Annotated in this window: 12 protein-coding genes; 4 read left to right on the top strand and 8 right to left on the bottom strand. The window is 69.0% G+C overall.

Translation table 11 applies throughout. From position 1 onward, the window contains the following. Positions 1-16: 16 nt before the first annotated feature. Positions 17-1,126 (bottom strand): cytochrome-c peroxidase, encoded by a 1,110-nt coding sequence (locus FMQ63_RS04160; RefSeq protein ID WP_011555516.1) that lies wholly within the window; start codon positions 1,124-1,126, stop codon positions 17-19. A gap of 235 nt (positions 1,127-1,361) precedes the next feature. Continuing rightward, positions 1,362-2,174 (bottom strand): hypothetical protein, encoded by an 813-nt coding sequence (locus FMQ63_RS04165; protein ID WP_011555517.1) that lies wholly within the window; start codon positions 2,172-2,174, stop codon positions 1,362-1,364. Between the two features lie 53 nt (positions 2,175-2,227). Between FMQ63_RS04165 and FMQ63_RS04170 the strand changes: the two genes are divergently transcribed. Then, positions 2,228-3,394, top strand: coding sequence for an acyltransferase (locus FMQ63_RS04170; RefSeq protein ID WP_011555519.1), 1,167 nt, complete (start codon positions 2,228-2,230; stop codon positions 3,392-3,394). 15 nt (positions 3,395-3,409) lie between these two features. On the opposite strand, the gene FMQ63_RS04175 is transcribed toward FMQ63_RS04170, so the two are convergent. Then, on the bottom strand, positions 3,410-3,988 hold the full coding sequence (locus tag FMQ63_RS04175) for an FxsA family protein (RefSeq protein WP_011555520.1): 579 nt from the start codon (positions 3,986-3,988) through the stop codon (positions 3,410-3,412). A 51-nt stretch (positions 3,989-4,039) separates the two neighbouring features. Then, a complete protein-coding gene (locus FMQ63_RS04180; RefSeq protein ID WP_011555521.1) occupies positions 4,040-4,570 on the bottom strand; it encodes a hypothetical protein in 531 nt (176 codons plus the stop codon). A 29-nt stretch (positions 4,571-4,599) separates the two neighbouring features. Here FMQ63_RS04180 and FMQ63_RS04185 point away from each other — a divergent pair, with 29 nt between their 5' ends. The 3 genes from FMQ63_RS04185 to FMQ63_RS04195 all read left to right on the top strand — a co-directional run bounded on the left by FMQ63_RS04185 (position 4,600) and on the right by FMQ63_RS04195 (position 7,739). Further along, the gene (locus tag FMQ63_RS04185; RefSeq protein ID WP_026113767.1) at positions 4,600-5,910 is read left to right on the top strand and encodes a class I SAM-dependent rRNA methyltransferase; all 1,311 of its coding nucleotides are present in this window, start codon (positions 4,600-4,602) and stop codon (positions 5,908-5,910) included. Positions 5,911-5,920: 10 nt separating this feature from the next. After that, positions 5,921-6,409, top strand: a complete 489-nt coding sequence (locus FMQ63_RS04190) for a YkgJ family cysteine cluster protein (RefSeq protein WP_011555523.1) — start codon at positions 5,921-5,923, stop codon at positions 6,407-6,409. Positions 6,410-6,623: 214 nt separating this feature from the next. Continuing rightward, a complete protein-coding gene (locus tag FMQ63_RS04195; RefSeq protein WP_011555524.1) occupies positions 6,624-7,739 on the top strand; it encodes a glycerate kinase in 1,116 nt (371 codons plus the stop codon). A gap of 9 nt (positions 7,740-7,748) precedes the next feature. On the opposite strand, the gene FMQ63_RS04200 is transcribed toward FMQ63_RS04195, so the two are convergent. From FMQ63_RS04200 to FMQ63_RS04215, 4 genes are all read right to left on the bottom strand, one after another. Continuing rightward, positions 7,749-8,900, bottom strand: coding sequence for a hypothetical protein (locus FMQ63_RS04200; protein WP_011555525.1), 1,152 nt, complete (start codon positions 8,898-8,900; stop codon positions 7,749-7,751). An 11-nt stretch (positions 8,901-8,911) separates the two neighbouring features. After that, complete coding sequence (locus tag FMQ63_RS04205; RefSeq protein ID WP_011555526.1) at positions 8,912-10,921, bottom strand: LysM domain-containing protein; 2,010 nt, start codon at positions 10,919-10,921, stop codon at positions 8,912-8,914. Positions 10,922-10,969: 48 nt separating this feature from the next. Then, positions 10,970-13,471 carry a type VI secretion system tip protein VgrG gene (gene tssI / locus FMQ63_RS04210; protein WP_011555527.1) on the bottom strand — a complete coding sequence of 834 codons (2,502 nt, stop codon included), beginning with the start codon at positions 13,469-13,471 and terminating at the stop codon, positions 10,970-10,972. A 105-nt stretch (positions 13,472-13,576) separates the two neighbouring features. Beyond that, the gene (locus FMQ63_RS04215) at positions 13,577-14,548 is read right to left on the bottom strand and encodes a nicotinamidase (RefSeq protein ID WP_011555528.1); all 972 of its coding nucleotides are present in this window, start codon (positions 14,546-14,548) and stop codon (positions 13,577-13,579) included. Between the last annotated feature and the right edge of the window lie 5 nt (positions 14,549-14,553).

Below are 14,553 nucleotides of genomic sequence, written 5' to 3' on the forward strand. Positions count from 1 at the left end.
GGGCGCCGCGCACGTTTCAAGACGGGTCCGGCTTGGGGGTCTTCGCGGTGCTGGGGGGAAGCTCCGGCGGAGCGATGAACTCCGCGGGGGGCAGCTCCCCCGTGAGGCTCTTGAGGAAGGCGACCAGGTCGTCCACCTCCGGGTCCGTCAGCGTGCGCGCCAGCTGGTGCTTCGCCATCAGCCGCACCATCTGCGGCAGCTCCACCACGCTGCCGTCGTGGAGGTACGGCCCCGTCTTGTCCACGTTGAGGAGCGTGGGCACCCGGAACTTGCCCCGGTCATCCTCGTTCTTCGTGGCGTCGAAGCGGCCCGCGTCCTTCAGGCCCGGGTAGTCCTCGATGAGGCCCAGCTTCTGGAAGGAGGTACCGCCCACGGCGGGGCCGTTGTGGCAGGTGGTGCACCCGGTGGTGGCGAAGAGCTGCAGGCCCCGCTGCTCCTGCTCCGTGAGCGCGTCGTGCTTGCCGCCCACGAAGGCGTCGAAGCGCGAGGTCGTGACGAGCTTGCGCTCGAAGGCGGCGATGGCGCGCGCGGTGTTGGCCATGGTCACCGGCTTCTTGTCGCCCGGGAAGGCCTCACGGAAACGCTTCGTGTACTCCGGGATGGAGGTCAGCGTGGCCAGCACGCGCTTCTCATCCGGCATGGCCATCTCCACCGGATTGAGGATGGGGCCCGTGGCCTGCGCCTCCAGCGTGTCCGCGCGCCCGTCCCAGAACTGCGCGATGTGCCCGGCCGCGTTGTACACGGTGGGCGAGTTGCGCGCGCCCTTCAGCCCCTTGTGGCCGTCCGACAGCGCCTTGTTGTCCACGCCGAAGGTCGTCAGGCCGTGACAGGTGTTGCAGGACACGTCGTGGTTCTTCGACAGGCGCGGCTCGAAGTAGAGCATCCGCCCCAGCGCCACCTGGGCGTCGGTGTCCTCGGGGGGAGGCGGCGCGTCCTTGCGCTGGGGCAGCGGCTTGAAGAAGTGCGCGAGCTGTTCGGCCGTCATCGGCTTGGGCGCCGGCAGCTTCTGGGCTTCCGGCGCGGCCACGGGCGCCTCGGCGGACGGCGGCGTCCGCTCACACCCCGTGAGCGCACTGACGCCCAAAGCGGACAGCGACAGCAGCGAGACCCACCGGTTCTGAATCATGGAAGCCCTCCATGGCCGCTTCGATAGCGCGGCGCAAGCTACCAGCAATCAGCCCGGGAGGAATGCCGCGTCGTGATATCCCTGTACGTCCGCTTTCCGGACCCATCAGCCACCGGGCCGCCTTCCCGCTCCGGAAGCACTCGAACGACCAGGGCGGCCTGCGGGACTCCCGACAGCGCGCTACCTCCCAGTCTCAGGTCGCCGTGCGTGCTTCAGCCAACAGGGCCCCTGTGCCTCAGGGCCGGGCGCGCGGCGCATCGAGCGGCATCGACGAGACGATGGAGGACGGATGCGGGACGACAGCGGCGGTGGACCGGTGGAGGACGTAGAGGTGCTCGTCTGCCGGAAGTGTCTGATGAAGGGCGGCACGCGTGCCGGAGGACTGGACCTGCCGCGCTGGCTCCAAGGCACGCTCACCGAACGCGGCCTGGGGGGACAGGTCCGCGTACTCCCCTCCGGCTGCATGAACCAGTGCCCGCGCGGCAAGGTCACCGTGCTCGTCTCCAGCGACTCCGGCCGCGGCGGCGCCCTGGTGACGGTGGACCCGAGGCTGCATCGAGAGGAGCTGGTACAGCTCGTCGAACGCCATGCGCGTGGCGAGCCCACCCGGGAGGCCCCCGTCCCCGGCGACGTGGAGGCGGAGCGCGAGGGGGCGACGTAGCCGCACCCGGCGGGCCACCTCGGACGGCGTGTCGTCACGGCGGAAGACGAGCCGGTCCACCACGTACGACACCGCGAGCCCGGACGCCGTGCCCACCGCGTCCCACGCCAGGTCCTTCATCGAGAACGTCGTCCCGCGCCCCAAGTCATAGAGTTCCTTGCCCACCCCCGCGCCCATCGCGAGCCCCGCGCCGGTGAGCCAGCGCGCGTGGGGATTGTCGAAGAGCAGCGCACCCCCGGCGTACCCCGCGCCCGCGAACACGAAACACGCCGCGAAGTGCTTGGGCTTGTCTGGCCCCAGCCACTCATCCCCCGACGCGGCGCGCGCGCCGAGAGGAGCCAGGAAGACAAGCAACAGCGAGCTGGGCAGCAGGGCGTGCAGGCGCATGTCTTTCCCTGTAGCACCACACGACGCGTCAGGGTGCCCTGTCTCTCCGTGAAGTGGGGGCTGACGGGTTCATGCGTTTTCGAGACGTGGCCCGAGTCACGGCCTATGCTGGAGACCTCGTGAGTCAACTCGGCCCTACCTTCACCTTCCAGAAACGAGACACCCGGCACCCCGGGCTCGACTGCGCGCGCGGGCTCGCGGTGATGGCGATGGTCATTGGCCACACGCTGGACGCGGTGTTGTCGCCGGTCGTGCGCGCGGATGTGTGGGTCCAGCACTACTGGACCTGCCGAGGCATCACCGCGCCCCTGTTCCTGATGGTCGCGGGGTGGGCGGTGGTCGCGGCGCTGGGCTCGAAGCCCACGGCGGCCCGGGACACCTACGGCAAGCGGGTGCGGCGCGCGCTGTTGCTCATCTTCCTGGGCTACCTCGTCCACTGGCCCGGGTGGTCCACGGTCATCCAGATGGGGCTGACCGAGCGGATGCTGACGAAGGTGCTCGTCTTCGACGCGCTCCAGTGCATCGGCTTCGCCCTCCTGGTGGGCGCCACCCTGCTGGCGGTGACGCCGGGCCGCTGGGGACGCACGGTGATGCTGGCGGTGGTCGCGGTGGGCCTGCCGCTGGTGAGCGCGACCCTGTGGACCCTGGGCGAAGGGTTGCCCGGGCCGCTGACCCAGTTCATCGGCAGTGGCGGCGCCAGCCGCTTCCCCTTCTTCCCGTGGGCCAGCTACTTCTTCGCGGGCGCCCTGGCCGCCAGCCTGCTGGGCACCCTCCGCCCCGGCGTGCCGCAGGGGCTGGCGCTGCTGATTCTGGGCGGCGGCCTCTTCTGGTTCATGCGCGGACAGAACCAGGACTGGGGCACCGCCAGCGCGTGGCTGGTGGCGTACCGCGTGGGCCAGGGGATGATGGTGCTGGGCGTGGTCAACATGCTGCCGCGCAAGGTCAGCGGCCTGCTGGCGCCCCTGGGCCGCCTGTCGCTCTGGGTCTACGTCCTGCACCTGCCCATCGTGTACGGCTGGTCCAGCTACGCGGGCCTGTCCAGCCGCGTGGGCCCCACCCTGACGCTTCCGGAGGGACTGGGCATCGGCGTATCGCTGCTGGTGGGCTGCGCCCTGGTGGCCCGCATTGGGACGTGGTTGAGGGACCAGGCCCGGCCGTGGCGCACCGGCTCCACCACGCTGGAAGCCAGCGTGGGCAGCCTGGGTTCGCGCGGGAACTGACGTCCGGGCGGCGCGTCAGCTCCGCCTGGGCTCCTCCTCGGTGAACTCGGCATCCACCTCCTGCTGCGGCCCCTGAGGCCGGCGGGCCACGGTGCCGCCGGCGTCCGGCTCCAGCGCACCAGTCCGCGGAGAACGCGGCACGGGGCCTCCGGGAAAAGGGCTTCCCATGGACGCGTGGAAGCCGCCCCCAAACGCCCCGCCACCGAAGGTGGTGACGTGCATCGAGCCCTCACGCACCTTGCGCTCCAGGGTGCGACGCACGCGCGCGGAGATGAGGCGCCGCACGGGCGGCAGCAGGAGCAGCAGCCCCACGACGTCGGTGATGATGCCGGGGATGACGAGCAGCACGCCGCCGGCCAGCACCAGCACGCCACTGAGAATGCCTTCCTCGGGAACCTGGCCGCGCGCCATGGACTCACGCCAGTGGCGCAGCACCCGCCTGCCCTCCCGCCGGGAGAGCGCGGTGCCCACCAGGCCGGACACCAGCACCCAGGCAATCGTGGGCATGGGCCCTATCTGCCGGCCAATGGCCAGGAGCAAGTAGAGCTCGAGGAAGGGCACCACGATGAGGGCGAGGAGGAGGTAGCGGAACACGCCCCCAAGGTAACTCTTCGAGAGGGGTCGTGCTCGTCTTCCGCCGCCGCGTCAGCGCCCGCCGAGCTGCCCCACCAGGGTGTCCACCACCAGGTACAGGACCACGAAGATGCCAATGGCGATGAGGACCATGCGCGTGGAGAGCTGGAAGCCGCGGGAGCCCTCCGTCTCCAGCGCGTAGCTGCCCGCGCCCATCGCCTCGGGCACGCCGGCCACCTCGCCCGCGTAGCGCGCCGTGCGGACGTACTGCTCCAGCACTCCGGCGTCGTCATTGCCGGTCAGCGAGCGGCCCAGCTGCGGGTCCACCAGCCGGACACCAGCCTCGGAGGCCAGGGCCGCCGCGGCCTCCACGGCCTCGCGCATCAGGTCGGGGCGGTCCGACAACGGCACGCGCAGCTCGGTGGCCACCACCTGTCCGCCCTCACGCAGCTCGCCGATGTCGACGTCGCCATTCTTGAAGGACCACCTGCGCACGCCGTCCGGCCGGGCGACCACACCCCGCTCGGAAAGGAGGGCATCCACCCGTGCCGCCTCATAAGGCGAGCCCGGCGTCATCGTCTGGAGGAGCAACTCGTATCTCACGCGGGTTGCGAGTATACGCCGCGAACGCCATGTCCACCTCTTCCAAGCCCCCCTACCCGCGCCGAAGCGGAAACCGGCCCTCGGGCCCCTCCTCTCAGCAGCAGGGCCGGGGCCGTCCCCACACCCGCCCCGAGAAGCCCGCCCCGGACCGCACCTCGCCCGAGCTGGGCCCGGACGGCCTTCCCCAGGTGTCGCTGCTGCGCCGCGGCGTGGAGCGCTGGCAGGGCGGCCACCCGTGGATCTACCGCGCGGACCTGAATGGCGACCCCGGGCTGCCCGGCGGCGAGGTGGTGCGCGTGACGGACACCCGGGGATGGTTCCTGGGCAAGGCCTTCTATTCGAAGCACTCGAAGATTTCCCTGCGCTGGCTCTCCTTCGACGACGTCGCGGTGGACGCGGACTTCTTCCGGGAGCGGCTCCTGGCCGCGGACCGGCTGCGCCAGTTGGCGCTCCCGGGGGAGAAGACGTACCGCCTGGTGCATGGCGAGGCGGACGGGTTGCCCGGGCTCGTGGTGGACCGCTACGGCGACTTCCTCAGCGTGCAGTTCCTGGTCCCCGCCATGGAGCAGCGCAAGGCGCTCATCGCCGACCTGCTCCAGGCGCAGTTCAACCCGCGCGGCATCATCAACCGCTCCGACGTGGGCGTGCGCAACCTGGAGGGCCTCACCCCGGAGAAGGGCGTGCTGCGCGGCGAACATCCCGGCCCGGTGGCCTTCGACGAGGGCCTGGTGAAGATGCGCGCGGACCTGCTGGAGGGCCAGAAGACGGGCGCCTTCCTGGACCAGCGCGAGAATCACGTCATGGCCGCGCACTATGCCCACGGCGAGGCGCTGGACTGCTTCTCCTACGTCGGCGGCTTCGCGCTCCAGCTCGCCACGCGGGCCAGGCACGTCACGGCGATTGAAATCTCCGAAGCGGCCTCGGCGCAGCTTCGGGAGAACGCCGCGGCCAACAAGCTGAACAACCTGGACGTGGTGGTGGCCAACGCCTTCGACTTCCTCCGCGACGCGGTGGACGAGGGCAAACGCTTCGACACCATCGTCCTGGACCCGCCGTCCTTCGCGAAGAACAAGGACGCCATCCCAGCCGCGGTGCGCGGGTACAAGGAAATCAACCTCCGCGCCCTGCAGCTGTTGCGGCCCGGCGGCATCCTCATCACCGCCAGTTGCACGTACCACGTGGACGAACAGGCCTTCGAGGACATGCTCGCCTCCGCCGCCGCGGATGCCCGCCGCCGCGTGCAAATCATCGAGCGCCGCGGCGCCGGCCGGGACCACCCCGTGCTGCTCAACCTGCGTGAGACGCGCTACCTGAAGTGCTTCGTGCTCCGGGTGCTCTGAGGACTCGCCCATGCGGACGCGGGACTGGGACGACGAGGCGGACGACGCGCCCCTGGGTGGCACCCGCGAGAGGGAGCGCGCGCTGAAGGAAGTGCGCGCCGTCTACCGCCAGGCGGACGCGGCCTACGCCCCCTACTCCTGCCCGGCCAGCGGCGAGTGCTGCCAGTTGGCCGTCACCAAGCGCCAGCCCTGGCTGTGGCAGCCCGAATGGGAGCTGCTGTCCCGAGGACGCCCGCTGCCGCCACCTCGCGCGGACGGCGGCTGTCCCTACCTGGACGCCACGGGCCTGCGCTGCTCGGTGTACGCGGACCGGCCCTTCGGCTGTCGGACCTTCTTCTGCCAGCGCATCCAAGGCCCCTCACGCCAACCCGCGGAGACGGTGGCCACGCTGCTGGAGCGGCTGGAGCGTGTGTCTCAGCGCGTGGCCCCTTCACTGAAGGCTCCGCGCCCTTTGCTTGACTGGCATGCGGAGGCCTGGCGCGCGGCAACGAAAGCTTGAATTGCCATTTTTCAATTCAAGTCTTTATAGGAACTCGCGGCGCTAACGTCCGGTTGATACACAGAAGTGATGAAACACGCATCACCCCAGGAGTGGGAATGACGCTGGGAGTGGTATGCCAGGGGTGGGGGCTCTCGCAGGTAGAGGACGCGGTACAGGTCCCCTGGCCTTCTGGAGTTCCCTGGACACCTCAGAAAGCGCCAAGCCCTTCACCGTGATTTCTCCTCGCTGGCTCGTCGCACCGCAAGAATTCAAGGGAACGCTGTCCGCCGCGGAAGCGGCTGAAGCCATGGCTCGAGGCCTCCGTGAGTCCTCGCCGGAAGTGGTGCTGGACGTGGCACCGCTCGCGGATGGCGGGCCAGGGACGGTGGAAGCGCTGCTGACGGGCCTGCGCGGCGAGCGTCGTCAGCAGGTGGTGCGTGGACCGCTGGGCGCGCCCGTGGAAGCACACTGGGCCCTGGTGGAGGACGGACGCACGGCGGTGGTGGAGATGGCCTCCGCGTCCGGCCTGTCGCTGCTGGCGCCCGAGGCTCGCGATGCGCTGAAGGCATCCACGTATGGCACCGGCGAGCTGATGCACGCGGCGCTGGAGTCGGGCTGCGAACGCCTCATCGTCTGCCTGGGTGGCAGCGCAACCACGGACGCTGGCACCGGGGCGCTCAGCGCCCTGGGCTTCCGCTTCCTGGACGCGCGGGGACAGCCTCTTCCCCCGGGAGGCGCGGCGCTGGCCCAGCTCGCCCGCGTGGGCGCGAGTGGCCGTCATCCCCGCCTGGGCGCCGTGGAGCTGCTGGGTGCCACGGACGTCACCTCGCCCCTCTTGGGGCCGGACGGAGCCGCGCGGCTCTTTGGTCCGCAGAAGGGCGCGGACGAGGCCGGCGTGGAAGCACTGGAGGCGGCGTTGGCACACGCGGCAACGGTGCTGGGGGATACGTCCGCGGGCTGGCCCGGCGCGGGGGCGGCGGGAGGCTTCGGCTTTGGCCTGCTGGCCCTCGCTGGCGCGCGACTGGTGCCCGGCTACGAGCTGGTGTCACGCGCGCTGGGCCTGGAGCGGCGCGTGCTGATGGCGGACGTGGTGCTGACCGGTGAGGGGCGCTTCGACCGGCAGACAGCGCTGGGCAAAGGCCCGGGCGGCATCGCGAGGCTGGCCCGCGAGCACGGCACGCCGGTGGTGCTCTTCGCCGGACAGGTGCAGCGGGACGAAGGCCTGGCGCTGGACCTCTTCCACGAGGTGGTGGAGCTGAGCGCCAACGCCCAGCCGGGCGAAGCGGCCTCGAAGGTGCTGTGCGAAGCCGCCGCGCGTTGGGCGGCCCAGCGCCTCAAGGGACGCTGAGCCGTCCCCTCACTTCCCGTCTGGCTTGGGCGGCGCCGCGGGAGGCTTCGCCGGTGCCGCCGCGCCCGCCAGCTTCCAGTGAACCAGCGCGTCCTTCGTCCCGTCATACATGACGAGCGACGGAGCCCCGCCCGTCCACAGCAGCGCCGCGCCCTTCTCCGGAACAGCGCCCAGCGCCAGGGGCGGCTTGAAGGCCGCGCCCACCTGCTGCACGTAGAGCTGCGGGTTGCGGCCCGCGCTGTTCAGGACGCGGTAGTAGAGCCAGTCACCCTCGGGCGACAACGAGCCCAGCGTCACCGACTCCCCGGAGGCATAGCGCGCTAGCCGCACCGTCACCGCGGGCGCGCCTTCCCACGACACGCGCCAGATGCCAGGGTCCTCGGGCTTCTCCTTCCCCTCCTCCCGCTTCGGCGTCACGTCACGGCCCAGAGCCACGAGCGCCACCGGCAACGAGGGATGCAAACGCAGCGACTGCAACGTGAGGCCATCCACCGTCAGCTTGCGCAGCGCGAGCGCCAGCGGGTGCTCCGGCTGGGGCCTGGCCAGGTCAGGCCCGTAGAGCTCCAGCGGCACGCCGGGCTTCTGCACCGCGACCAGCCCCGCCCCCGCGTCCCACTTCACCGCGCCGACGACGGAGCCCAGCTCCAGCGAGCCCAACTTCGCGCGCTTTTCACCCTCCAGCCGCCAGGTGCGCAGCCGGAAGGAGATGCGGGAGGTGCGGGCATAATTCGTGGTGTCCTCCAGCTCCGCCGCCACCACCAGCGGGGCGTGAGAAATCCACGCGCCGCGGATGGCGACCTCCTCCAGTCGCTCGACCATGAACCACGTCTTGGCCAGTTGCCACTTGAGGTCGTACATCACCAGGCTTCGACTCTGGAGGTACGCCAGGTGCGTGGGTGACGGAGGCTGCATCCCTTGCAGCTCGCCTCCGGAGACCTGCTCCAGGTACTCGTCATCCACCTCGACGCGGCGCACCTCGGAGCCGGACAGCTCCAGCCGCCAGAGCTTGTCATTCAGCGTGAGCACCGACACCGAATCCGGCGCCGGTGATGGAAACACGAGCGCCACCTGATTCCAGGGGAACGGTGAGGGATGACGCACGGGCGCCGCGGCCGCGGGCAGTTGAGGCGTCAGCAGGAAGGGGTCCTTGTTGGGCTCCATGGGCGGGGCTCCTACTTCGCCTTCGTGGTCGCGGTGAACAACATGGGACCGCTGGCCAGGCCGCCCGCCTTGTCAATCTGCTCCAGCGGGTGCTGCAGCCGCATCAGCGTCGTGAAGTTGTCCTCGAGCTTGTCCACCGCGGCGCCCGTCACGTTGAGGTCCGTTTGAAGCTTCTTGAGGCCCTCCTTCATCTTCGGGGCGACCTCCATCATGCGGTAGTAGCGCATGGGATTGACGATGGCGAACTGGGTGAAGAGGTTCACCTGCGTCGGCAGCTCCTTCTGGATGAACTCCAGCCCGCGGATGGTGCGGCTGTACCAAGCCGCGTACGCCACGGGCTCGGCGGTAATCATGTACCAGTCGGTGCCGAACATGATCTTCTTCAGCATCCACGGACTGGACTTGAGGATGTCAGCCAGCAGCTTCCACTTCTGCTTCTCCATCAGGTCCAGATAGGAGATGTCCGTGTAGAAGTTGGGGAACTCGTTGCACAGCTCGACGATGGAGCCAATCCAGCTCTTGTCGTACTGGACCTTCTGGCCATCCTGCTTGACGGTCAACCCCTTGCGGATGTCCCAGAAGGTGCCGTCGCTGGCGAAGTGCGCCAGGCACAAGCGCAGCTTCGGATTGTCATTGAGCACCGGGCGCCACGCTTCCGGGTGCACGTAGTTCTCATAGAAGTAACGCATCCGGCCCGGGTTCAGCAGCTTCTCCTTGGCCTCGATGGCGTCCTCCACGCCATTGCGCGCGCGGCGGAGCACGAGCGGGATGTGGCTCTTCCAGCTCGCCTCCAGCTCCGTCACGTAGTCGCGCGCCTTGGTGATGTTCGCGTCCGCGGTGGCGATGGCGTCCTTCGAGGGCCAGTACTTCGGGTCGTTTCGGATGGCCTCGTCCGGCTCGTGGTCCAGGTAGAAGCGCCGCTCGTGTGTGTAGAAGCCGGACGGCGTGCAGTGGGTCATCAGCGGGATGTCGTTCGACGCGCACTCGGAGAAGAACCAGCTCAGGATGTCCTTCACCGGCGCATGGCGCTCCTTGGGCATGTAGCCCTGGGGCGTGTACATCTTGAAGCCGATGTAGGGAGCCGCCTTGGAGGCCGTCACCACCTTTTCGAAGGGGAACGACTTGTCCTCGTTCTTGATGAAGCGGCGCGGTTCGAAATGAAACATGGGCAGCAACCGGAAGGGATTCTCCGCGACCACCTGCTCGGTGTGCCGGAGCTGCCGGTCCCACGTCTCGTGAAGCCGTATCTCATCGGACTTCGCTTCAATCAGCTCGCCAGGGTCGTCGGACTTCGTGCGCCAGCGATAGGTGAAGCGGGGCTCGGCCCCATCAAAATCCGAGCTGTAGATAGGGTCCCCCTGGTAGCCAGCCAGGTGGCAGTAATCCATGTCCATGGTGAGGACGATGGACATGCCCATGTAGGAAGCGCTGGCCTCCGCGTGGCCCTGCGTGGACGCATAGGCTCGCAGGGGCGCGGGGATGGTGTACTCCTCCACGTTGCCCATTCCATCCGAGGTGTATCCCGTCCGGTCCTGGGCAAGGCTGTCATTGGAGCGCACGGCCTCTTCACCAATGCGGTGCGTGTCGCGGTGGGACACATCACCGATGTCGGGCGCGAACGGGATTTTCGCCGCCCAGAAGCCCAGGCGGTTGATTTTGGTGCGGCTGGTGCCCGTGCCGATGAGAAAGCCCAGGCCCTTGTCCTTCATCATCTGCACCAGCGCGGGCATGGGCGTGCAGTTACCGCTCATGATGTGCATGTGTGCGTCGAAGTGGACGGGCGGCAAGGTGAGCGGCGTTCCCGGCGTGGCGATGAGGTTCTGCGGACCTCCGGCGGACACCTGGTTCTCTGGCAGGTCCGGGATGATGACCCGGTCATCCGCCTTCACTTCATTGGCGCCGCGAGTGGCGCGCAGGCCCCCGTTGTCCGGATGCTCGTAGATGAGCTTCCATTCCTTGAACCCGTACTTCTGCGCGATTGAGTCGGGGGAGTCCCCGTCCTTGACGACGTACGTTTCCATCGCTGGCCTATCCGAAATGGCGCGTGTGCCCGCGCGGGCGGGTACGGCTCAGGAACCCTTGTTGATGCGGCCTGACATCTCCGGGAAGACGACGCGGTAGTCGCCGGGCGGCACCTTCTCCACCACGCCCTTCCCGCTCCCGTCCACGCGGCCCTTCTTGATGGTGCCGTCGGGCATGTGCAGCTCGAAGGGCTGGTCCTTGATGGGCTTGCCGTCCATGCCCTTGAGGTTGAACTCGACGTTGACGGGGTCTGGCTCCTTGAAGTGCTCCAGCTCCTTCGCCTTGCGCGAGTCGCTCTTGAGCGAACCAGCCGCCTCCATCTTCACCTTGCCGCCCTTGATCTTCACTTCCTTGCCGTCGACGGTGAGCGTCTTGAGGGTGAAGGTCACCTTGCCGGACTTCTCCATCTTCAGGATGAGGTTGTCACCGACGAGCAGCGAGAAGGTGTCTGCCTTCAGCTCGAACTTCTTGGCCAGGCCCGCCATGGCCTCGGTGATGTAGAGGCTGGTGGTCTTCCCGATGTCCTCTTCCCAGTCCTTGCCGATGGTCAGCGTGAGCTGGCCCTTGGTGCGCAAGTCCCAGTCCATGCCGACGTCCACCGTCTTGTCCTTGCCGACCGTCTCCTGCCGCGAACCCAGCACGTGCTCGGTGTGCGCGGCGGCGACCTGGAGGCCGCGCGCGCCGCCGGTGGCCTCGTTGTAGGCAAGCGCCACGTTGACGCTGTAGACGCCGCCAATGGTGGTGGCCTTCGCGGCCCCTACGTTCTCCATGGCGCCCTGGAGCACCAGCCCGGTGAGGTTACCGCCCACCGTCATCGTCTGGTTGCCCTCCACTTCCTCGTCGTGAGACAGCGTCGTCCGGGTGGAGCGGTTGCCCTGCACCAGCAACGTCTGGTTCTGCTCGACGACGCCCACGTCGTCCACGCCCACGCGCAGCTCCTGGTTTCCCTCCACCGTGCGCTTGCGGTCCTTCTTCACCAGCAGGTCCTCGAAGCCCGTCACCTGCTGGTCCTTGTCGTTCTCCGTGAGCAGGTCCTCGTCCTTCTGCGCGTGGGTGAAGACCTCCTCCTGGCCCACCGCATCCTCGACGCGGACCTCGTTGAAGCCGTCGCTGCCCAGGCTGGAGGCGCTCTTGCGCGTGGACTTCGTCTTCTCCCCCGGCAGGCCATACGGCACGGTGTTGGTGCCGTTGTAGACGGCGCCCGCCACCAGCGGCCGGTCCGGGTCTCCTTCCAGGAAGCGCACCACCACCTCCTGGCCGATGCGCGGCAGCCACACGTCACCCCAGGCCGGGCCGCCCCACGGCTGGCCCACGCGCACCCAGCACGAGGCCTTCTCGTCGCGCTTGCCCTCGCGGTCCCAGTGGAACTGCACCTTGATGCGCCCGTGCTCGTCGGTGTGAATCTCCTCGCCCGCGGGGCCCACCACCGTGGCCGTCTGCGGGCCCGCAAGCTGCGGCAAGGGCGTCAGGCGCCGGGGCCGGAAGGGCACGGCCTTGGGCAACAGCTGGTACTGATTTCGGTACAGGCCCTGAATCGCCTCGCTGCCCGCGCTGACGTCCGGCTGCGTGCCCGAATGCACCACCTCCGTCACCAGGTACTCGCCCGCGAAGGTGCCATCCTCCGGGGACTGCACCTCCAGCAGGTACCCGGGCGTGAGGCGCGGCGCCACGCCCTGGCCCATCAGCGTGCGCCCGCCCATGCTCGCCGCTTCCGTGCGCACGTTGGTCGCCGCCTTGCCCACGCCCGGCGCCACGTAGCCCGCCGGATAGTCGTAGAGCTCCAGCTCCGTGACACCTTCGGGCGCCTGCGCCTTGCCGGAGATATCCAGGCCTGGCTTCTCGAAGTCGAAGTCCTTCAGGTGCACGGCGCCGGGGCGCAGCCGGTGCACCACTTCCAGCGCGGAGAGGTACTCACCCTCCACGACCTCCTTGCCCAGGCTGGGACGCAGCGGGAGCTGCTGGCCCTGCGGCAGGGGCGCGTGCGCGCTGGGCTTGTCCCCCAGCACCAGGGTGTGCCCCTCCTCGGTGTGCTCGAAGAAGTAGAAGATGCCCTCCCACTCCATGAGCCGGCTGAGGAAGGCGAAGTCGCTCTCCCGGTACTGCACGCAGTACTCACGGGGGGCGTAGCTGCCGGACAGGGCCAGCCGCGTCTTCACGCCCGCCGCGTCCAGGACGTCCTTGAGGATGTCCGGCACGGACTTCTGCTGGAAGATGCGGCTGCGGTGGTGCTGGGTGAGCCGCCACAGCCGGGGCACCACGTGCGCCCGGTAGCGGCGGCGGCCCGTCTTCATGCCCAGCGATTCCACCTCGCGGACCCAGCCGTGCACGTAGCGGGGCGCACTGTCGCGGATGGAGAGGGTGAGCAACGCGTCCTGCTCCAGCAGCTCGCTGGTGGCGATGGGGTTGCCATCCTTGGCGAAGAAGTCCACCCGGAAGTCGAACAGGTGGCTCAACGCCTCGGTGCCGGAAATGCTCGAAACACTCAGCGCATCCGCGCCGTGTGAGCCGACCTGCACCGTGAACGCAGGCGGATTGAATTGAGCGGCCATGACTCCCCCTTCACCGACGCGGAGGTCCCCAGCCTCGCCGGGAACGAACGGGAGATTCTACCACACGCTGGGTACGTGGGCGCACTCGCCCGGAATGCCGCCCTGCTACCCTTCCAGCGGGTCCGAGGTCCGGACCACCCGCATCCCCGCCGCCTGGAAGTCCCGGAGGGCCTCCTTCGCCAACCGGGGGAAGTCCAACGAGGCGGGCAGCGGCTCCAGGGGAGGCGCCGGCACCGGACTCATGGCGTCCTCCAGGATGTGGATGCGGCCCATCTTCGACGGGTCCGTCCGCTCGATGTGACGCCGCAGGTCCAGCAGCGTGTTCAGCACGCAGTGGGAGCTGGCCTGGCCGAACACGTAGACGCGGTCGAAGGACATCAGGTGCTCGAAGAGGCGCGTGTTGAAGGCCCCGACCTGCTGCCCCTTCAGCTCCGTCACCTCGGGTGAGAGCACGGAGTAGTTCTCCGTGAGCGGGTGCTCCCCCTTCAGCTCGAAGTGCGTGGGTACGTCGCGCACCAGGGCGTGGAAGAGGCTCGCCTCGAAGACGGACGGCACCAGCGCGTGACTCAGTCCGCCTAGCATCGCGTGGAAGGGCCAGACGGTGAGCACGTACCGGCCGCTGGACTCCAGTTGCTCGCAGTAGGCCAGACTCTCCTCGTGGAAGCGCGTGGCCCGCCAGCGGCCGGAGCGAACGTCCGCCGCGGTGATGGCCGTCAATGGCGGCGGCGGCCGGCCTTCCGCGTCCCGCCACCAGGACGGATGGAACACGTGGTACGCGCGGTGGGTGTCCAGCGAGAACACCAGCTCCGTCACCCGGTCCAGGTTCGCGTAGAGCCAGCGCAGCGCGCGCTGGGTGTCCTCCACCGCGCCGGGCACGAAGAGACTGGCGCCTGGCGTGCAGAAGGCCACCTGCACGTCGATGCCGAACGCGGCGATGCGCGTCGCGTCCTCACGCGCGGGGCGGATGCGGTGCTCCGCCGCGTAGCGGAGGGCCTCCTCGGCCACCTCCGCGCCACGCTCCAGGTAGAGCTGGCTGACGCGGGCGTCCTCGTGAAAGCGGGGAATGGGCAAGGGCATGTCGG

It is taken from the genome of Myxococcus sp. CA005, assembly GCF_006518205.1.
Lineage (GTDB): Bacteria > Myxococcota > Myxococcia > Myxococcales > Myxococcaceae > Myxococcus > Myxococcus xanthus.